Origin of the sequence: Streptomyces sp. NPDC017225 (assembly GCF_044331465.1) — a bacterium.
Lineage (GTDB): Bacteria > Actinomycetota > Actinomycetes > Streptomycetales > Streptomycetaceae > Streptomyces.
The window spans coordinates 642805-663577 of sequence record NZ_JBIRNE010000003.1 but is presented as its reverse complement, the minus strand read 5'-3'; the positions used below and the strand labels follow the sequence as shown (position 1 = coordinate 663577).

Sequence of the window (20773 nt, the reverse complement as noted above, 5' to 3'; positions counted from 1 at the left end):
CTGACTCCACGTCGGTGATGTGGCTAACATCACGCAAGCGCGACGATGCTGTCGCGCCGTTACGGAGGTGCGACGTGCTGCCTGGACGGGGACGAAACGGCCGAGCTGCCCGGCTGCCGCGCATCCTGGGCACACGCACCGCGTGGACACCCGTCGGCGACGGCGAGTTCTTCTGCCCCGGCTGCGGAGGCGACCGCAACTACCAGCGGCTCACCGGCCGACGCCGCTTCACCATGCTCGGCGTGCCCGTGCTGCCGCGCGGCGAGTCCGCGCCGACCGTCGAGTGCGCGGCCTGCCGCCGCCACTACGGCACCGACGTCCTCGACCACCCGACCACCACCCGCTTCTCCGCGATGCTCCGCGACGCCGTCCACACCGTCGCCCTCGCGGTCCTGGCCGCGGGCGGCACCTGCTCCCGTACGTCGCTGGAGACGGCGGCGGTCGCGGTGCGCGCGGCCGGGTTCGAGGACTGCGACGAGGACCAGCTGAACGCGCTGGTCGAGGCAGTGGAGGCGGACACCGGCCGGGTCCACGGGGAGCCCTGCGTGCCCGGCCTGGCCATAGAACTGCACGAGGCGCTGGACCCGCTGGCCCCGCACCTCGCCACCGTCGGCCGCGAGTCGATCCTCCTCCAGGGCGCCCGCATCGCGCTGGCCGACGGCCCCTACACCCCCGCCGAACGCGACGCCCTGGCGACGGTCGGCGCGGCCCTCACCCTCTGCTCCGCAGACGTCACCCGCCTCCTGGACTCGGCGGGCACGCCTTCCTGACGAGGCGTCGTCACGGCAGACGGAGATCTCCCTGAGCGTCTTCGGCGGCCCGATGGGGCTCAATGGGCTCAGCAGAGGCCGAGGCGCATGATCAGCCGATGCTCACCCGTGCCGAAATAGTCGCTGCGGAAACCGTTCTCGGGTTGTTCGGGGGTGAAGCCCAGACGTTCGTAAAGCGTGACCGCCACGTTGTTCTCCGGCTCCACCGTGAGTCGCACGATGCGGATGCCGTCCTTGCGCAGCCGCTCGAGGATCGCCGTCATCAGTTGCCGCCCCAGGCCTTCGCCGCGATGGTCCATCGTCACGCACAGGCCCAGGATCCAACTCTCGCGGTTGAGGGCGGAAGTCGCTGCCAGTACATATCCGTGCAGATGCTCGCCGTCGTCCAGCACCAGGAAATGCGGGCCGTACAGGTCGACCAATTGGCGCATGAGGAAATACGGGTATGCGACCTTCTTGAAGATCTTCGCGTCGAGGATGTGCAACTCGGCCACGTCCGCCGAACGTGCCTGCCGCAGGGCGAGAGATTGTTCGGGTGCTGTCCGGTTTCGTGCCGGCTCTGCGTTCCGGAGTTCGGACGTCATCTCTGCCTCGCTGTCTTCGTGTGAACCGGGTCGCCGCGCGGCATGTCCCCCCTACGGGTGTGTTGTGTAGTCTGCGGCTCTACGTCAGGGTCAGCTCTCAACTCAGGTCATACAAGAGGGACTTGGGGGCGCACGAGAGACATGTCTGGGAAGTCGGCATGCTTCGGAAGCAGCGATGTGCGACCTCGTGAGGGATTGGCTGAGCACGGGGGTGGGGAGAGCCGGGGGTATACCGGAAGCTCAGTACTCATCGCCTCTCCCGGGGGACAGGTGGGTACGAGGAGGCAGATGTGACGGCGGACGGAAGAACCCGCGTCCACCCAGGACGTGGACGACGAGGAAAGGGCCGCCGCCGATGAGCCGGGCCGACGGGCCGAGAGGACCGCGACGGCTTCTCATCGCGACGGCCGTGGCGCATCTGCCCCGATCTCCGAGGGGGGATCGTCCCGGGCTTGTGCAGGCACGACAGAAGATCATCGATCTGTTCACCACTCGCCTTGGGTACACACACGTCAGCGACCTGGGACTTGATCCCGACCGGAACGCGCTCCTGGACCAACTGGAGCGCTTCGCCACCTCGGAGGACAGACGTCCGGACGATATGGTCGTCGTCTATCTCGCGGGGCACGGCCAGTTGATCGGGTCGACGCCGCGCAGGCACATGTTCTTTCCCGCCGACTGCGATCTGTCGAAGCCCAAGCAGTCGCTGCCGACGTCCCAGATCGCCTCGGTCCTGCTCGACGACACAGGCATCAAGCGACTGCTCTTCATACTCGACACGTGTCACGCCGGCCAGGGAGCGGGAGATTCCGTGGCTGCGGCTCTGGAGAGCCTGCGCAGGAGCCCGGACAACGACAGCGCGGGGGTCGCGTTCATCGCATCCGCTCAGCCGGCCCAGTCAGCACTGGTCGAGGCCCTGCCGAACCTGCTCACCACCGCTGTGGGCAGTCTCGCCACCGCAGGAGAGAAGCCTGAGTACCTAAGTCTCGGCTCACTCGTTGCTCACATGAACGCAGACATCGACCGACCGCCCACACAGAGTATCGAGTGGCACGCGGCCAAGATGCTCGGTGATGTGCCGGCGTTCTTCCCGAATCCACGGTGGCACAGCCGCCCGTTCGAAGCGGATCTCGCGATGCAGCAAGCGATCGAGTGGCAGGCGCAGGCGAAACGCAGGGAAACCGAGCTGGCCAGGCGCATGCTGGTGCGTGCCAAGGCATCGTTCGGCGAAGAGGGGGGCTGGTGGTTCAGGGGCCGTCGGCGAACACTCGCCGAGCTCACGGAGTGGCTGGCCGACTCGGACTCACTGCGTGCGGCCCTCGTGGTGACAGGTGGTCCCGGTTCGGGAAAGACCGCCGTTCTGGGCCTGGTCGCGGCGCTCACCAGCGAGGAGCGCCACCACAGCGTGCCGCTCCGCCTGCTGAACCTGCCGCAGTCCGCGGTGCCCCGGCCCGGATGCGTCGATGTGGTCATCTACGCGCAGGCCCTCACTGACGAAGACGTGCTCAACGGACTCGCGGCAGCCGCCGGCGTGCGGGCCTCGACGGTGGGAGCCCTGCTCGACGCGGTGGCGAACAGGCAACGTCCATTCACCGCGATCATCGATGCCCTGGACGAGGCCGCCACTCCCAACACGCTGGTGACGCAGCTGATCCAGCCGATCATCCGGTTCAGCAACGGCAACGTGCGTCTCCTCCTGGGGACCAGACCACACCTGATCAGACATCTGCAACGAGATGTGAAGGTGGAGCTGGTCGATCTGGACAACGAGACCTACGCGGATCGAGCCGCGCTTGCGGCCTACGCCCGCCAGGGACTGACGGATTCGCGGCTCGACAGCCCTTACACCAGCGCGTCTGCGGCACTGGTGAGTGAGGTTGCCGACGCCGTCGCGGAGGCGGCCTTTCCCTCCTTCCTGGTGGCCCGCATCGTCTCCGGGACCCTTGCCGCGCAGGACGCGGTCGCGGATCCTCAGCAAGCGCGATGGCGTGAGGCGCTGCCGAAAACCGCGGACTCGGCAATGGCGCAGGACTTGGACGAGCGACTCGGCGCTGACGCCGATCGCGCGAGGGACCTTCTGCGTCCCCTTGCCTATGCGGAGGGCCAAGGGCTGCCCTGGGAAGACATATGGAGCGCGCTGGCAACCCGCTTGTCGGGACGCCGCTACAACGACGAGGATCTTCTCTGGCTCCAGCATTCCACCGGCCGGTATGTCGTGGAGGCGACCGAGTTCGGTCATTCCGCGTACCGCCTCTATCACCAGGCGCTGGCTGAGCACCTGCGGCGGGACGGGAACGCGAGAGAGGCACAGCGAGGATTCGTCGAGGTGCTGAAGAGCCTTGTGCCTCGTACGCCTCTCCGCCGTATCGACTGGCCGCGCGCTCATCCCTACACGTTGCACCATCTCGCCACTCATGCTGCCGCCTGCGGTGAGCTCGACGACCTGATGGCGGATCCCGAGTTCCTCGTGCACGCCGAGCCCGGGCCTCTGCTGGCGGTGCTGGACAGGGTCACGACGGAGCCGGCGCTTCGGCTCGCGGACCTCTACAGGACTTCGGCCGGCGACCACCGGCGCGCCAGCCCGGGAGTCAGGAGGGAGCTCCTGGCGATCGACGCGTTGCGCTTCAAGAACCGTGACCTCTCCCGTCGTCTGAGCCGCAGCAGTCTCTGGCGCCCGGTCTGGGCCACTGACAGTCAGACCACCCAGGCCTCGGCGGAACGGCCCGGGTCTGTCAACGCGGTCGCCTGCGGAGAGGTCGGTGGCAGCCCGGTTGCCGTCAGTGGGAGCACCGATGGCCTCGTGCGTGTGTGGGACTTGCGCACGGGTGAGCTCCGTTCCGTCCTCGTCGGCCACCAGGGAGCCATCAACGCGGTCGCCTGCACGATGGTGAACGGTGCGCCCGTCGCGTTGTCCGGGGGCGATGACTACACCGTGCGGGTGTGGAATCTCTCGACCGGGGAGAGTCTGGCGGTCCTGAGCGCCCAGGGAGGAGCCGTCAACGGGCTGGCCTGTGCCGTGGTGAACCAGTCGCCGGTGGCTGTCGTCGGGGGCGGTGACGCGTCGGTCAGGCTGTGGGATCTGACCACCGGGGAGCAGTTGGCCTCCCTCGTGGGGCATCCGGGGGCGGTCAACGGAGTTTCCTGCGTCACCGTGCGGGACGTGCCGCACGCGGTCAGTGTGGGAGCCGACGGATCCGTTCGCCTCTGGGACTTGCAGGAGCGGACGGAACGCGCGGCGTTCGCCGGCCACAGCAGTTGGGTGTGGGCGGTGTCGTCCACACGGGTCAACGGCGCCTCGGCCGCTGTCTCCGGCGGTGGTGGGGACGGGCATCTGTGCGTCTGGGACCTGGAGGGGCGTCAGGCTCTGCGAGTGCTGAGCGGTGACACAGGCTGGGTGAACGGGGTGGCCTGCATCGTCGTCGACGAACGGCCGCTGGCGGTGGTGGGCGGGGGTGATTACACCGTCCGGGTGTGGGACCTGGCACGCGGCGAACCTTCCGCCGTGCTGGAAGGCCATGCCAGCGCGGTGAACGCCGTCGCGGCGACGGAGGTGGACGGTGCCCCTGTGGCGGTGACCGGCGGTGCCGACGGTTCGGTGCATGTCTGGGACGTCCGGGCCGGAGCACGGCGTCTGCTGCTGGGCCTGGACGAGAGTGCCGATGCGGATGCCGTGGAGGCGGAGCCGGACAGCGCCGCACGTACGGGTGCTCCGGGGCAGCGGCCGCAGACGATCGGGTACGGCCACACCGGGTGGCTGTGGTCGGTCGCGCACACGAGGATCAAGGGCTCGTCGGCCGCGCTGACAGTGGGAGGCGACGGTGACGGAGCGGTACGTGTCTGGGATGCGCGTACCGGTGATCAGATGGCCGTACTCACCGGATACACGGGCGCGGTGAACGCGGTGGCCTGTGCGGATGTCGACGGAGCACCGGTCGCTGTCGTGGGGGGCGGAGGCACGTACTCGCTGAACGTCTGGGACCTGGAGACCTGTCGGCACCAGAGAGTGCTGCGGGGGCACGAGGACTGGATCTGGGGCCTGGACACCACCAACGTCGAGGGGCGCGCGGTGGCCGTGTCCGGTGACGCGTCCGGGGTCGTACGAGTGTGGGACTTGAGGTCCGGTGAGAACATCTGCGCCGCGGAGGCTCACTCGGGAGTCGTGAACGGGGTCGCCTGCACACGACTCGGCGGTCGCCATGTGGCCGTCACTGTCGGCGACGACGGCGTCATGTGCACCTGGGACCTGCTCACCGGTCGGCGGATCAAGTCCCTGACAGCCCACTCCGGTGCGGCCCATGGTGTGGCCTGTGCGCGCGTCGGCGGGTCCGAACTGGCCGTCAGTGTGGGTGACGACGGCGTGATGCGGGCGTGGGACCTGGCGACCAGCGACGAAGTGGCCGTTCTGGCCGCACACACCGGCGTGGTGAACGGTGTGGCGACCGGCCGAGTCGACGGTTTGCCTGTCGCCGTCACAGTGGGAGACGACTACACGGTACGGGTCTGGAATCTGCGGAACCAGACCGAAATGCTGTGCTGGGCCACGCCCTATCCGGCGCGTGCGATTTCACTCGGTGACGATGGTGACTTTCTCGTCGGTACGGGTCATGAAATCGTCGGGTTCGAAATGGGTGCAGCCGTCAATTTTGATCGACGCTGACCATTCCATCGCTGTCACGGAGGTTGCGATGGCACGTGTTGTGTGTGTGCATGGTGTGGGCAAGCAGCAACTCGGCGAGCAGACGTTGCTCAGTCAGTGGGCGCCGGCGCTTCACGACGGGTTGCGCCGAGCCGGTTCAGCGGCAATGATCACCGATTCCGATGTGATGATGGCATTTTACGGTGACCTGTTCCTGCCGTCCGGGCAGCGTCTTGCCGGCGATGACCCTCACTATGGGTGGTGGGATGTCTCGGCCGGACCGGAGACGGATCTGTTGCTGAAATGGTGGGAGCATGCCGCTGCGGAGGAGCCGCAGGTCGTGTCCCCGAGCGCCCAGAATCTCCTGTCCGGTTTTGGCCCGCTTGTTCAGTCGGCCCTGCTGGCACTGTCGGGATCGAGGTTCTTCGCGGGCCTCGCCGAGAAGGCACTCATTTTCGACCTGAAACAGGTGGTTCGCTATTTCGCCGAGCCCGATGTGCGCGCCGCTGCGCGTGACCGGGTACGGACGATGGTCGGAGAAGACACCCGGGTGGTCGTCGCGCATTCTCTGGGTAGCCTTGTGGCGTACGAGGCGTTGTGTTCCATGCCTGAGCACAAGGTGACTTCTTTCGTCACCCTAGGTTCGCCGTTGGGTATCCCCAACCTGATATTCGATCGGGTCGATCCGGCACCTGAGCGCGGAGTCGGGCGGTGGCCGGGAAAGCCGTCATCCACCGCGTGGACGAACGTTGCCGATGCCCGGGACGTTGTGGCGCTGGTAAAGGATCTCCGTCCCCGCTTCGGTCCAGACGTCACCTGTCACCTGGTGCCCAATGGATCTCACGTGCACGACAGCACCCATTACCTCACCAAGAAGGAGACCGGAGTGGCGATCGCAGCCGCACTCGAGTGAGGTGCTTTGACTGTATTTCCCCTGGTAATCTCATGCCTGCCAGGTGATTCTTGCGGTAGGGTCGGATGTGTGTCCACGCCGGCCCTGCTGTCGCTTATATGTCCCCCGGTCTGGGGCGAAAGGTTGACAGAATGATTCGCAACGCGGATGCGCCATGGTCGGCGTTCGCCCCGGACGCGTATGTTGACATCAATTACCGGATCTCCGGAGAGGTCGACCTGGAGATCGTGCGGCTGATGCGTGATCACTTCAGCCGCAGCTTCGGCGGTACGACTGCTCGCTCGGTCCGGGGGGTTGACGTGGGTGCCGGTCCGAATCTCTATCCAGCGCTGGCCATGCTGCCATGGTGCGACAAGATTACTTTGCTTGAGTATGCACTCCCGAACGTCGCATACCTGGAGAGGCAAACATCTGAACAGGGATTCGATGCCGTGTGGGATGCGTTCTGGGAGATCCTCAGCATGGATCCGGCCTACGAGGCCGTCGAACCAAGGAAGAGGTTCGGCGAGATCGTCAGGGTGGAGCGTGCCAGTCTGTTCGACCTCGATGGCTGGCGGCGTTGGGAGATGGGGACGATGTGCTTCGTCGCGGAGTCGATGACGGAGTGCCCCGCCGAGTTCGAGCGCGGGGTCCGATCCTTCATGAACGTTCTGGAGGCGGGCGCACCTTTCGCTGCCGCATTCATGAAGGAGTCCGAGGGGTACATCGTCAACGAGGTCCGGTACCCGGCGTTCCGGGTGGGTGCCGAGGGAGTCGAGGAACTTATGGGGCCGTACGCGGAGGACCTTGTGGTGCACGATCTTCACCACACGGTACGGGAGGGGCACGAGGGAATGCTGTTGGCGCTCGGAAGGCGCAAAAACAACTGTTTCTGACGGTAGTTGATGGGAATCATGCCTTAGATGCCGGCTCGCCGGTCTCTATGAGGGGTGCGGGGATGCAGATCAAGCCACGTCAGCACTTGCTGGAGCTCTGGCGAGCCGTGGCTCGGCAGGCGTTCGAGAACAAGGGGGCGGGCTCCACGGGGGAGTCCGGTCTGAACAGCGTGGCGGACGCGGAGCGGCTGCTCTGCCTGATGTACCCGGCTACGGAGATTCCGTCCTTCCGCCTGGACCGGCCGGACACCACCGACCGGGACGTGCTGCGCGCCCTGCGGAGCCTCGGGGAGCGGGTCGAGATCCCGGAGAAGCTGGTCGCGGAGCTCACCGGCTTCATGCGCACGCACTCGACCGCCGACGGCAGCCCCACCTTCTCCGGGGGCGCCTACTTCCTCAGCATGGACGAGGAGAACCAACCGACCCCCGAGCAGCGGGGCCTGAGCGTGGTGGACGCCTACTCGATGTCGGTGACGCTCTGCCTGGCCACCCTCGGTTTCCTCAAGGTCTACGAGAACACCACCGCTCGCTCCGACATCCACAGCGCGATCAAGGAGCTCAGGGAGGCCACCCAGACCCGGCTCACCACAGCGATGTCCGGTCTGCTTCGTTCCTTCGCGGTCAACGTCTTCGACGCCGACTCCGATCAGGGCCGTCGGCTGATCGACCTGATCAGACAGGGCCAGAGATCGGACCGGGCCGTGGTGCAGCAGTTCGCCCGCCAGTTCCGGGCCTTGCGCGGAACCATCTCGGAGGGACTGATCCGCGGCATCCAGGTCGACGAGACGGTACGTGACGAGGGATATCTGTTCGAGTGCGGCTGGGCCTGGGGTGTGGTCAGGGGCGCACCCAAGGTCGTCGAACTGGACGCGCCGGTGCTCGGCCAGCCAGAAGGCGTGGCGGACAAGGTGCCGTACGTCTACTTCACCGTCGTGGCCCTTGACGGCATCCAGGACCTCTTCTCCGAGCGCACGCTCACCCTCGGTCTGCTCACTCCCGACCAGCAAAAGCTGGCTGAGGCTTTGCGGCTGCGTTGGGAGCTCAGCCAGCAGTACTGGTCCGGAATCGCCCGCTTCGGTGGTGACCGCTGGCCCCTCGAGGACCTTCCCTGGCAGACAACCGGCCTGCAGTTGGAGTCCGACTACTTCTCCCTCACTGTCGCGGCCATCCTCGTGCACGACTTGGTGCGCCGCCGCGCCACCGACGACGACCTGACCCGTACGGTGGCGGTGATGGAGCGGCTGGCCGACCGAGGCCGCATCACCAGCCGGATGACCCGGGACGACCCCTATGTCGCCCTGCATTACCCAGGAGTCGCCATGCCGCTGGCAGGCTCCGAGCGGGCCGGACCGAAATTGCACTGGCGGATGCGGGACTTCTCCGCCCAGTTGCTCAAACGCTCCTTGCAGCTCGCCGCTCTGTCCCGGAACACGAGCGCCCAGGACCGGTTGCTGCGCCTGGCCGAAAGTGTTTTCCAGCACCTGTGGGACCGGCGGATCGACACCGGTGACGGCATCGACCTGTGGGACAACGTTCCTGGCGTGTACCCGGAGGCCTCCCACGCGGTTCCCCAGCTGTCCTGGAGCATGACCGAGCGGGTGACGGAGTGCCTGGTCGCCGCTCGCAACCTGTACATGCAGCCGCCCATTCGCAGCCAGGACATGTCCGAGCTGGCACGCGAAGCACTCAGTGAGGCCTGGCACCTCTTCGGCTGGGAACAGCTGCAGACAGCACCCGACGACGGCGGCCGGGGCCGCGCCATGCGGACGATCCAGGCGCAGCTGGAACGGGCCCGCCGCCTGATGGAGGACCGGCCGGCGACCGCCCTGGCGCTGACGCAGCCCGTGCTCCGCGAGCTCGACACCCTCGCCCGGGCCAGAGGCGCCGCCGAACAGGAGGTCTGAGCCGTGCTCGTCTTCGCCGCCTCCGACAAGGGGGGTACCGGCCGCTCGGTGACCAGCGCCAACCTGGCCTACCAGCGAGCCCTCGCCGGTGACCACGTCGCCTACGTGGATTTCGACTTCGGCTCGCCCACGGCCGCCGCCGTCTTCGACGTGCCGAGCGCGATGCGCGGCGTCAAGGAGAACGGCCTGCATTCCTACCTGGGCGGCCAGGTCGCCGAGCCGGCCCGGATCGACGTCTGGCGACAGACCGAGCATCCCGTCCTGAGCAGCCGGCCCAACGGCTCCGGCCGACTGGTGTTGATCCCTGGTGACGCCGGGGGCGGTGAGTTCGCCACCGACCAGGACTCCACCTGTCGCTGCGTAGATCTGATGCTCAGGCTCAACACCGAGTTCGACGTGATCGTCGTCGACCTGAGCGCCGGCCGCAGCTACGCCATGGACATGGTCCTGGAGGCGAGCGCCCAGCCTGAGATGCGCGGCGTGGACGCCCGCTGGCTGGTCTTCCACCGCTGGACCCGGCAGCATGTGATCGCCGCCGCCGGACTCGTCTTCCAAGAACACGGCATCCTCGACGGCGGCGTGGCCCGCGGCCACGACGAGAACGAACTCCGCGGTGCTGTCCGCTTCGTCCGCGCCGCCGTGCCCGCGCCCGAGTCCCCGCTGTGGGTACATGCCTCACCGGCACAGGCGACCTGGATGGAGGCCTGCGACGAGTCCCTGCGACGCCTCGCCTCCGACCACCGCATCGGGGACAGCGTGGTGATCGGCATGGTGCCCCTCGAACCGATCCTCCAGTGGCGGGAGCAACTGATCACGGAAGAGGATGTGTTCCGCACCCAGATCGCCAACAAGGAAACCCTGGAGGCGCTGGAGGAGATCGCCAGGCGCCTGACGGACGACTCGCACTGGGGGCGGCCATGACGGACGCGGTGTTCCGTGAGACCGCCGCCGAGCCACGCACCCAGTCGGTGCCGCTGGCACACCTCTCGCTGGAGCTGGGCCACCTCTACATGGAGGACTTCGAGGCCGGGCCCGAACGGCTGCGCCGGCACTTCGCGGAGGTACGGCCCTGGGCGGAGGCGGCGCGCACCGCCGCCACCCTGCGGACCGGTGGCAAACGCGCCCGGATCAGCACCTGCTTCCTCATCGACGACTACTTCACCCGCTTCTCCACCCCCGCCGAGGTCGTCCCCACGCTCCTCGCCGAGGCCGAGCGGGCCGGGCTGAGCGTCGACTACCTGGCCCGCGAGTCCGGCTGCGCCACGGCCGGCAAGGTGCCCGTCGCCGAGGCGGTGGCCGGACGCATCGTCGAGTCACCGCCCCCCGGCAGCTACGGCCTGCGCTCGCCCGCCGCGCAGACCGGCTGGCTGGCCAACGGCGAACGCAGCCCCGTCGCCCGCGCCCCGCAGGCGATGAAACGGGCCGCCGCCTGGCAGCCGCCCCAGGAGACCGCGGCCCGCCGCCACTCCGTCTTCCTCGACGTCGAGATGTGGAGCGACGACGCCGACGGGCACCGCACCTGGTCCTGCCCCTTCCTCGCCGCCGTGTGGCAGCTCGCCCGCCTCGGACTGCTGCGCGACGAGGGCGAGGCGGTCCTCGTCCCGCAGTCGCACACCGCCTCCGGCTTCCCCGAGACCTGGGACGAACTGCCCTCCCTGCTCCGGCTCAACCCCCGGGCGGACCCCTTCGCCGCCTACCGGACCTGCTCGGTCCTGCCCACCCGGTTCCTCCCCGTCGAACACGCCGTCCGCGTGATCCTCGACCAGATCGAGGTGGACCCGGGCGCGCTGGCGCAGGTCGCCGAACGTTCCGGCCGCGAGCGCACCGCCGTCCCGGACTCGGTCGCCGACCGCGTCTCCTACGTCTACTACGCGGGGCTGTGACATGGGCGCGGGGGAGAGCACGCCGCGCGCCGTACTCGCCTGCGGCGAGATCCGTACCTGTCTGCTGCCCGCCCGGCAGTCGCTCGACATCCGCGCCGCCGCCCAGCTCCTGGCCCTGCGCGCCGACGAACGCGTCCTGCTCTCCGAGCGTCCCGGCCTCTACGCGCGTTCCCCCGACACCCTCACCGGCGTCGACTGCCCGCTGCCCAGCTCCAACGGCGCCCGGATCCGCGCCGTCGGCACCGTCACCGCACACGCCGCGCTCACCGAGGGGCGCGTCCTGCAGACCTCCGCCCACTTCCGGGTCCCCGCCACCGGCCCCGACCAGCGACGGCCCTGGGGCGAGTACCTGGTACGCCCCGGCGTGGTCGAGCCGCTCGGGAAGCCGCCCCACGAGGCGGTCGCCCAGGGAGTGCTCGGCGGCGGACGCCACGGCGACCTCGACGTCGGCCTGATCGCCGACGGGCTGCTCACCCGGCTGCTGCGCCACCCCCTGCTCGACCAGCGCCCGCCCTTCCGGTCCCGCCCCACCCGGCTGCGCTGGGTCGCCCTCCCGGCGGGCGCGGGCGGCGGCCCGTCCATCGAGCGGTTCACCCTCGCCGAGGACGAACTGCGCACCGTGCGGCTCCGGGTGCCCGAAGGCACCGCCGGCGCCGACCTCGCCGCGCTCTGCGACGACCTCGCCCTGCACGACTGGCTGCTCACCACCGTCGTCCGCATGCTCGACGGCCTCCGTCTGGGCACGGGAGCCGCCGAGGACGCCACCGCCGTCGTCAGGACGCTGCGGCCGGCCGTCGACCACCTGCTGCACCTGTGGATGCCCCGGGCCAGGGTGGCCGGGGAGCTGGCCCCGCTGTGGGACCCGCTGGAGGAGCGGCCCGGCTTCACCCGGCAGTGGCAGGCTCTGGTGCAGCGGATCCGCGACCAGCTCACCCTGCACGCCATCCCCGCACCCCACCGGGAGGTCGAGCCGGCCCCCTGACCGGGCGCCGACGCCTGGCACGCACATCCCCGCACCCCGATCCGACGCGTATCCCAACGGGGGGAGAAGCGAGATGAGCACGGCACAGTCATCCCAGTCCGACGACCCGGTCCGCACCACGAACCCGGCCGACCCGAGGGGGGAGTCCCCATGGGCGCGCATGACGCTGGTCGCCCTGGTCGTCGGCGCCCTCTTCTGGAGCGTCACCGCGCTGCTCAGCCCGGACGACGGAACGCTGCGGCAGTTCGTGGCCGCCGTGCTCTGCGCCGGCGCCGCGGTACTCGTCCAGTACGTCCTGGGCCTGGCCCCGCGGCCGGGCCCTTCGCGGCTGGAGGAGCACACCCGGCGGGTGGAGAAGGCGCTGGCCGAGAACACCGCCGCCGTACGGGACGGCCTCAACCGCTACGACGACGAGCTGAAGACCGGTCTGACCCGGCACACCGAGGACGTGAAGCAGCTGGTCGAGACGCACGTCACCCAGGTCGACCACCGGACCTCCGAGCCCTACCCGCAGCTGGACCGGGTCCGTATCGACAGCCTGCCCGACCTGGCCCAGGGTTTCGCCGACGTCCTGCTGCCGGGCACCTCCATCCTCCACACCTTCGTCCACCTGGAGATGTCGCGGGTCGTCGGCCACATGGCGGACCTCACCAACCTGAGCGCCGAGTGCCCCGGTGAGAACCACGACTGGATGCTCACCCTCACCCGCGCCGCCGAGCAGTCCATCTGCGCCACCAGCACCTCCGTCGACCGGGAGTTCTGGACCAGTGAACCCGCGGGCCGCTACCTCGACGCCCAGCAGGCGGCGATCGACGAACAGGGTGTGTCGGTGCGCCGGCTGTTCCTGCTGGGGAGCGCCCGGGAGCTCGACGACCGGCTGCTGCGGCTGTGCGAGGAGCAGGAACTGCGGCGCATCGACGTACGCGTGGCCGTCCTGCCCGAACTGCCCCCGCACCTCCAGCGCGGCACCACCAACGACTTCATCCTCTACGACGAGGAGGTGTCGTTCGAGGTCGAGCAGGACCTGCGCGACGTCAACGTCCGCACCCGGCTCACCGCGCGCCAGGACTACGTACGGGACCGGCTGAAGCGCTTCAGGGAACTCTGGGACGCGGGCATGGGCCTGCGCGAACTGGAAGTGCGGGTCGACGCCGAGGAGGACGGCAACTGGATGGTCGACCGCGCCTGACCGCCGCCCCGCCCGGGGTACTCCCCGGGGAGTAACGGCGGCCCCGCGTCTCCCCGGGCGGTAGCCGCCGGCTCGCCCTCGCGCCCGACGTGCCGAGGCCCCGCCACCGGAAGTCTGGAGACCTGTCCAGACATCCACCGGAGGGAGCCCGTCAGATGGGGGCCACAAGGACAAGCGGGGAACGGCGGCGGGCCGTGCCCTGGCTGGTGCTCGGACTCTGGATCGCCGTCCTGGCGATCGCCTCGCCGTTCGCGTCGAAACTGTCCGACGTACAGCAGGACCGGGCCGTCGACTACCTGCCGGCGAGCGCCGACTCGACCCAGGCCGCGAAGATCCAGGACCGGCTGCCCGGCGGTGAGGCCACCGAGATGGTCGTCGTCTACCACCGCGACGCCGGACTGACCGCCGCCGACAAGGCCACCGCCGCCGGCCAGATCGCCGAGATCGCGGGCGCGCACCGGCTGACCGAACGCCCGTCCGGCATCCCGTCCAAGGACGGCAGCACCCTCATGTACCCGGTCGCCTCCACCGAGCCCGGCCAGGACGAGGAGGCCCGCGACGCACTGGTCAACGCCGTACGGGACGTCGCCGAGGGAGGCGACGGGCTGAGCGTCGAGGTCGGTGGCGCGGGCGCCCTCGCCACCGACGCCGGCGAGGTCTACAACTCCCTCGACGGTCCGCTGCTCTACACCACCGCGGCCGTCGTCGCCCTGCTGCTGATCCTCATCTACCGCAGCCCCTTCCTGTGGCTCGTCCCGCTCGCCGTCGCCGGAATCGCCGACTACCTCTCCATGGGCGTCGCCTACGGTCTCAACCAGGGGTTCGGCACCCCGGTCTCCGGCCAGAGCGCCGGCATCATGACCATCCTCGTCTTCGGCGTCGGCACCGACTACGCGCTGCTGCTCGTCTCCCGCTACCGCGAGGAACTGCGCCGTATCGAGCGCCCCTACGACGCCATGGCCGCCGCCCTGCGCGGCTGCGGCCCCGCCGTGCTCGCCTCCTCCGGCACCGTCGCCGCCGGACTGCTCTGCCTGCTCGCCGCCGACCTCAACTCCAGCCGCGGCATGGGCCCGCTCGGCACCGTCGGCGTGCTGTGCGCGCTCGCCGCCATGCTGACCCTGCTGCCCGCGATCCTGGTCCTGCTGGGCCGCCGCGTCTTCTGGCCGCTCGTGCCCCGCTACGGCAGCACGCCCAAGGCCCGCAGGTCGCTGTTCACCGCGATGGGCAGCTCCGCCGAACGCCGGCCCCGCACCGTCCTCGTCGGCGGTGCCGTACTCCTGGGCGCACTCGCCCTCGGGTCGCTCAACCTGCCCGGCTCCCTCAAGCAGGAGGACACCTTCACCACCAGGCCCGAGGCGATCGCCGCCATGGAGACCCTCGCCGCCGCCTACCCGGAGCGCGGCACCCAGCCCATCACCGTCATCGCCCCCACCGACCGCGCCGACGCCGCGCTCGCCGAGGCCCGCGACACCCGCGGGGTCAAGAGCGCCGAGAAGGGCCGCAGCGGCGGCGGCTGGACCGAACTCACCGTACTGGCCTCCGCACCGCCCCAGTCGGCGGCCGAGACCGCCACCATCGACGCCCTGCGCGACACACTCGACGACTCCTACGTCGGCGGCCCCAGCGCCCAGCAGATCGACCTGGAGGACACCAGCGCCCGGGACACCGTCGTCGTCGTACCGATCGTGCTGCTCTCGGTCCTGCTGATCCTCGCCGCCCTTCTGCGGTCCCTGGTCGCGCCGCTGATCCTGGTCGCCGCCGTCGTCGCCGTGTGGGGCGCGGCCCTCGGCATCGGCGGGCTGGTCTTCGGGCCCCTCTTCGGCTTCGAGGGCACCGACCCGGGCCTGGGCCTGCTGTCCTTCGTCTTCCTGGTGGCACTGGGCGTCGACTACGGCATCTTCCTGATGCACAGGATGCGCGAGGAGTCCCTGCACGGCGCCGAACCCACGCGGGCCGCGCTCACCGCGCTGCGTGCCACGGGCGGGGTCATCGCCTCCGCCGGACTCGTCCTCGCGGCCACCTTCGGGGTGCTCACCAACATGCCGATGGTGCAACTCGTCGAGCTGGGCTTCGTCATCGCGGTCGGTGTCCTCCTCGACACCTTCCTGGTCCGCACCTACCTGGTCACCAGCGCGAGCGTCGTCCTGCGGCGCCGGGTGTGGTGGCCGGGCCGCCTGTCCCGGGCGCCCGAGGGGGAGCCCCTGCCGGCGGCGGAGCGAGAGCCCGCCGGTGTCTGAGGTGCCCGACGACCGGAGTGCGCCCCTCCTCTCCCGGAGGGGCGCGTCCGTCACGGAGGATGGCCGCGTGCAGGCAACGACTCCGGCGGCGTCCCGGCCGTCCCGCCCCGGTGAGCGGATCATGGCCGCGATCAACCGCGACCCGCTCACCGCCCCGCACCGGGACCGCAACGACGCCGTGCTCGCCGTGTTCCTCGCCGCGGCGGCGGCCTGCATCGCGCTGCTCACCGACGAGGGCCGTCGCCCGGACGCGGTGGGCTGGACGCTGCTGCTCGTCGCCCACGTGCCGCTCGTGCGGCGCAGGCACCGTCCCCTGCTGGTGCTCTGCCTGGTGGCCGCTCCGGTCGCCGCCTTCCACGCCCTCGACCACAACCACTCCGCGCCCGGCCCGGCGACCATGACGGCCCTCTACACACTCGCGGCGACCGGCACGGTGCGCCGCACCCTGGTCGCCGGCTCCGCAGTCATCGGCGTGGGGCTGTCCATGAACGCCGTCACCAACCCCGACGGCATGGTCGAGCTGCTCCGGATCACCGGCTGGGTCGTCGCCGTCCTGTTCTGCGGCATCGACGTCCGCTTCTACCGGCACTACGTCGCCTCCATCGTCGAACGCGCCGAGCGCGCCGAACGCACCCGTGAGGAGGAGGCCCGGCGCCGCGTCGCCGAGGAACGCCTGCGCGTCGCCCGGGACCTGCACGACCTGCTCGCGCACAGCATCACCCTCATCGGCGTGCAGACCTCCGTCGCCGCCCACGTCCTGACCGCCGACCCCGAGCGTCTGGACCGGGCCGCCGTCGCCAAGGCCCTCGACGACATCGCCGAGACCTGCCGGAGCGCGCGCGGCGAACTGCGGACCACGCTGGAGGTCCTGCGGGAACAGGACGCGCGCGACGCCCGAGGCCCGCTGCCCGGGCTGTACGGCCTGCCCGACCTGGCCGAGGCCGCCCGGCTGGCCGGAGCACGGGTGGACCTGTCGGTACGCGCCGGCGACGTCCCGCCCGCGGTCGGCGCCGCCGCCTACCGCATCGTGCAGGAGGCGCTGACCAACGCCGTACGCCACGCGGGCCCGGAACCGTCCGTCCACGTCGAGGTGCACGCCGAGCGGGGCGCCCTGCGCCTGGCCGTCACCGACGACGGCACCGGCCCCGGCCACCACGGCGGCACTCCCGGCTTCGGCCTCGTCGGCATGCGCGAGCGGGCCCGCAGCGTGGGCGGCACACTCGACGCCGGGCCGCGGGGCGGTGGCGCCGGCGGCTTCGAGGTGACGGCCGTACTGCCGACACCCACCGCGTCGGCGGCACCCGCGCCGCCCGCCGCGCCCCTGACGACCGCGACCACGCAGAGAGACGGCTGACGGATGACCATACGAGTGCTGCTCGCGGACGACCAGAACCTCGTCCGTGCCGCGTTCGCCCTGCTCGTCGCGTCGGCCCCCGACATGGAGGTCGTCGGCGAGGCGGGCACCGGCCGCCAGGCCGTCGAGCTGGCCCGCACGGAACGCGCCGACCTGGTCGTGATGGACATCCGGATGCCCGACCTGGACGGCATCGAGGCGACCCGGCTCATCGCGGCCGACGAGGACCTGGCCGGGGTGAAGGTGCTGGTCCTCACCACCTACGACACCGACGACAACATCGTGGAGGCACTGCGGGCGGGCGCCTCGGGCTTCCTGGTGAAGGACACCAGACCCGCCGACCTCCTCGACGCCATCCGTACCGTGACGGCGGGCGACGCGCTCCTGTCGCCCGGCCCCACGGCACGGCTCATCGAGCGCTTCCTGCGCAGCCCTTCGACGCCGGTGGTGGACGGCGGCGGCCCCGACTGCCTGTCGGACCGCGAACGCCAGGTGCTCACCCTGGTCGCACGCGGCCTCAACAACACGGAGATCGCCGACTCGCTGGGACTGAGCCCGCTGACCTCCAAGACCCACGTCAGCCGCATCATGGGCAAACTGGGCGCACGGGACCGGGCGCAACTGGTCATCGTGGGCTACGAGTCGGGGCTGGTGACGCCGGGTGCCCCGCCCCGGGAGGGCATCGCCTCCAGGACAAACATTGGCCTAGACGGGTCCTAGGTTGGTGACGACCGACGTCATCGAAGGGATCACCGTGCCTGAGCAGACCAACACCGCGCCGCAGGGCTGCACCACCGTCGCGCCCTGGGTCGTCACCGACGACACCGGAGCCTTCCTCGACTTCGTCACCCACGCGTTCGGCGGTGAGGAACTGTCGCGGGTGGCGACCGAGGACGGGCTGATCGGTCATGCCGAGATCCGAGTCGGCGACACCATCGTGATGGCGTTCGACCGGCACGCGGACTGGCCTGTCATGCCCTGCCTGCTGAACGTGTTCGTGGCCGATGCGGACGAGGCGTGCGCCCGGGCCGTCGACGCCGGCGGACAGGTCGTCACCTCCCCGGCCGACGACGCGTTCGGACAGCGGGGAGGGCGGGTTAAGGACCCCTTCGGCAACATCTGGTGGGTGACCAGCCGTGTGGAGGACCTCTCCGAGGACCAGATGTGGGAGCGGCTGCAGGACCCCGAGTACGCCGAGGCCATGCGGGTGGCTCAGCAGACGCTGGACGTCGAGCTCAGCGGCCGGCGTCAGGGACGCGACAGCGCCCCGGTCAAGAACACCGGATGACCGCCGGCCGCCCGCCCGCCGTGGCTGTGCGGGCGGCCGGCTTCTCCAGCGGTGCCCTAGCCGCAGTGGGTGTCCGCGTCCGGGCGCTCTCCCGTCGCCAGGAAGCGGGAGACCGTGCGGTCGCCGCAGGCGTTGCCCTCGGCGAGGTAGGCGTCGTGGCCGGTGGAGTCCACGGTGACCATGACCGCGCGCCGGCCGAGCGCCTCCCGCATCTTCAGGGCGCCGCTGAGCGGGGTGGCGACGTCCCGCTCGTTCTGGACGAGCAGGATGTTGGACGGCCCCCGGTCGGTGATGCGCACGGGCGCCTCGCGCGGCTGGTAGGGCCAGGCGGCGCACAGCATCGCGTTGCGGGGCATCCCGGCGGTGAGCGGGTACTTGGCGCGGCTCTCGGTGACGTCCTTCTGGTACACGGCGGCCGACTTCGGCCAGGCGACGTCGTTGCACAGGACGCCGGCGCCGACCGCGGTGACGTTCCGCAGCACGGCCTCGGGCGGCCCCGCCGGTGCGGGCGGCACGGTGCCCTGCCGCGCGGCCCGCATCAGCTTCGCGAGCGTGGGATAGCGGCTGGGGGAAGCGAAGCTGTCCAGCATCGTCTGACGCAGCACGTTGCCGTTCAGCTCCTCCGGGTTGGCGCCGGGCCACGGGATCGGCTCGCGGTCGAGCCGGGCGGCGAGCCGCAGGAACATCGGCCGCACGTCGGCGGCCTTGCGCGCCACCCGGTCGGGGTTGCCGGGCTTGGAGGCCCAGGTGGCGAAGTGCGGGAAGACGTCCTCCACGCCCTGCTCGTGCCCGGCGAGCCAGGCGCGGCCGACGCGGGTCGGATCGGGGTTGTCGAGGCTGTCCAGCACGATGCGGTCGGTGCGGTGCGGGAAGAGCTGCGCGTACACCGAGCCGACGTACGTCCCGTACGAGACGCCCCACGCGGAGATCTTCCGCTCGCCGAGCGCGGCCCGGACGCGGTCGATGTCGCGGGCCTCGTTGGCGGTGCTGAGGTGCCGCATCAGCTCGCCGCCGTCGCGGGCGCAGGCGTCGGCCGTGCGCCGGGCGGTGACCATGTTCCCGTCCACCGAGCCGTCGGGGGCGGGCCAGGGACGGAGCCTGGAGGTGGCCAGGTCGGCGTGGGCCAGCCCGCAGTCGACGGAGGTGGAAGGGGCGAGGCCGCGCGGGGCGAAGCCGATCAGGTCGTGGGTGTCCCGTACCTCCTGCGGCAGCTTCTGCCCCTTGCCCGAGGGGTCGCCCAGACTCGAACCGCCGGGCCCGCCCGCGATGAGGAACAGGGCCCCGCGCCGGGCGTCCGGATTCTCGGCGGGGATGCGGGAGACGGCGATGTCGATGAGCGGGCTGTCGGCGTCGGCGTAGTCCATGGGGACCTGGAGGGTGGCGCACCGCTGACGGGGGTCGGCGGCGCCGCCCTCGCAGTCCGTCCAGGTGAGGGGCTTGGACGGGCCCGCGGTCGCGGAGGCCGTCGCGGTCACGGGCGCGGTGATGCCGAGGAGGGCGGTGGACACGCCGACGATGGCGGCGTTGCGGATGGTTCGCGTGCGCTGCGTCATACGACGACCCTCGCGGATGCCCGGGGCCCTCCCCATCCGGGCAACAACCTGAAACACACGGGGGATTACCCCAGTGTCACGGCTCAGGGGTCTCCCTGAGCCCGGCCCGTCAGACGAAGAAGCTGTCGTGCTTCACCTGGAACTCCCGCAGTTCCTCGCCACCGCGCTGCGCGAACTCGGCGACGTGTTCGAAGTACTCCTCGCGCGGGGCCCCCGGCGAGAACAGCATCAGCATGGACACGGGGTCGTCGCTGTCGTTCCTGAAGGCGTGCAGCCCGCCGACCGGCACGTACAGGAAGTCGCCCTGGCGGCCGGTGACCCAGCGCTCGCCGTTGTAGAGCTCCACCTCGCCCGACAGGACGTAGAAGGACTCGGAGATGCTCCGGTGGAAGTGCGTCCTGGCGCCGGGTGCCTTCGGCCCCATGTCCACCTTGTACAGCCCGAACTCCCCGCCGGTGGAGGCGTGGCTCGCGAGGTAGTGGGTGCTCGTGCCGCCGGGGGAGACGATGTCCGGCGGGGTGTCGGCCCCCCTGAACACGGCGTTGATCTCGCCCTTCTCGCCGAGGTAGCGCGGCTCCGGGTACGACATGGGTGCCCCTTCTTCG

The 20773-nt window shown here is 70.2% G+C and carries 16 protein-coding genes; 13 read left to right on the top strand and 3 right to left on the bottom strand.

Features of this window, described 5'->3' with window-relative positions; translation table 11 throughout:
• Window positions 1–74 precede the first annotated feature (74 nt).
• Window positions 75–770 carry a TerB family tellurite resistance protein gene (locus ACH4NX_RS10280; RefSeq protein WP_351388032.1) on the top strand — a complete coding sequence of 232 codons (696 nt, stop codon included), beginning with the start codon at window positions 75–77 and terminating at the stop codon, window positions 768–770.
• Between the two features lie 68 nt (window positions 771–838).
• Here the strand turns inward: ACH4NX_RS10280 and ACH4NX_RS10275 are convergent, their stop codons facing one another.
• Entirely contained in the window at window positions 839–1264 is a 426-nt protein-coding gene (locus ACH4NX_RS10275; protein WP_351388035.1) for a GNAT family N-acetyltransferase, read from the bottom strand.
• Between the two features lie 265 nt (window positions 1265–1529).
• Here ACH4NX_RS10275 and ACH4NX_RS10270 point away from each other — a divergent pair, with 265 nt between their 5' ends.
• The 12 genes from ACH4NX_RS10270 (at window position 1530) to ACH4NX_RS10215 (ending at window position 18615) form a co-directional block, all read left to right on the top strand.
• Window positions 1530–6011, top strand: a complete 4482-nt coding sequence (locus ACH4NX_RS10270; protein WP_398128523.1) for a caspase family protein — start codon at window positions 1530–1532, stop codon at window positions 6009–6011.
• The gene (locus ACH4NX_RS10265) at window positions 5932–6903 is read left to right on the top strand and encodes a hypothetical protein (RefSeq protein WP_398128522.1); all 972 of its coding nucleotides are present in this window, start codon (window positions 5932–5934) and stop codon (window positions 6901–6903) included. The genes ACH4NX_RS10270 and ACH4NX_RS10265 overlap by 80 nt, the downstream gene beginning before the upstream one ends.
• Window positions 6904–7034: 131 nt before the next feature.
• Entirely contained in the window at window positions 7035–7778 is a 744-nt protein-coding gene (locus tag ACH4NX_RS10260; protein ID WP_351388042.1) for an SCO2525 family SAM-dependent methyltransferase, read from the top strand.
• Between the two features lie 62 nt (window positions 7779–7840).
• Window positions 7841–9682 carry an SCO2524 family protein gene (locus ACH4NX_RS10255; RefSeq protein ID WP_351388044.1) on the top strand — a complete coding sequence of 614 codons (1842 nt, stop codon included), beginning with the start codon at window positions 7841–7843 and terminating at the stop codon, window positions 9680–9682.
• Window positions 9683–9685: 3 nt separating this feature from the next.
• A complete protein-coding gene (locus ACH4NX_RS10250) occupies window positions 9686–10603 on the top strand; it encodes an SCO2523 family variant P-loop protein (RefSeq protein ID WP_398128521.1) in 918 nt (305 codons plus the stop codon).
• Entirely contained in the window at window positions 10600–11565 is a 966-nt protein-coding gene (locus tag ACH4NX_RS10245; RefSeq protein WP_398128520.1) for an SCO2522 family protein, read from the top strand. Before ACH4NX_RS10250 ends, ACH4NX_RS10245 begins: the two co-directional genes overlap by 4 nt.
• Window position 11566: 1 nt before the next feature.
• Window positions 11567–12547: an SCO2521 family protein gene (locus ACH4NX_RS10240; protein WP_351388050.1), complete on the top strand. Its 981-nt coding sequence runs from the start codon at window positions 11567–11569 to the stop codon at window positions 12545–12547.
• Between the two features lie 73 nt (window positions 12548–12620).
• Window positions 12621–13736, top strand: a complete 1116-nt coding sequence (locus ACH4NX_RS10235; RefSeq protein ID WP_398128519.1) for a hypothetical protein — start codon at window positions 12621–12623, stop codon at window positions 13734–13736.
• A 155-nt stretch (window positions 13737–13891) separates the two neighbouring features.
• Window positions 13892–15973, top strand: coding sequence for an MMPL family transporter (locus tag ACH4NX_RS10230; RefSeq protein ID WP_351388053.1), 2082 nt, complete (start codon window positions 13892–13894; stop codon window positions 15971–15973).
• A 67-nt stretch (window positions 15974–16040) separates the two neighbouring features.
• Entirely contained in the window at window positions 16041–17327 is a 1287-nt protein-coding gene (locus tag ACH4NX_RS10225; protein WP_398128518.1) for a sensor histidine kinase, read from the top strand.
• A gap of 3 nt (window positions 17328–17330) precedes the next feature.
• On the top strand, window positions 17331–18047 hold the full coding sequence (locus ACH4NX_RS10220; protein ID WP_351388056.1) for a response regulator transcription factor: 717 nt from the start codon (window positions 17331–17333) through the stop codon (window positions 18045–18047).
• Between the two features lie 34 nt (window positions 18048–18081).
• The gene (locus ACH4NX_RS10215; protein ID WP_351388058.1) at window positions 18082–18615 is read left to right on the top strand and encodes a VOC family protein; all 534 of its coding nucleotides are present in this window, start codon (window positions 18082–18084) and stop codon (window positions 18613–18615) included.
• A gap of 56 nt (window positions 18616–18671) precedes the next feature.
• Here ACH4NX_RS10215 and ACH4NX_RS10210 read toward each other — a convergent pair whose 3' ends face one another.
• Both ACH4NX_RS10210 and ACH4NX_RS10205 read right to left on the bottom strand, forming a co-directional pair.
• Window positions 18672–20168 (bottom strand): alpha/beta hydrolase, encoded by a 1497-nt coding sequence (locus tag ACH4NX_RS10210; RefSeq protein WP_398128517.1) that lies wholly within the window; start codon window positions 20166–20168, stop codon window positions 18672–18674.
• A 109-nt stretch (window positions 20169–20277) separates the two neighbouring features.
• Window positions 20278–20757: a cupin domain-containing protein gene (locus ACH4NX_RS10205; protein ID WP_351388063.1), complete on the bottom strand. Its 480-nt coding sequence runs from the start codon at window positions 20755–20757 to the stop codon at window positions 20278–20280.
• Between the last annotated feature and the right edge of the window lie 16 nt (window positions 20758–20773).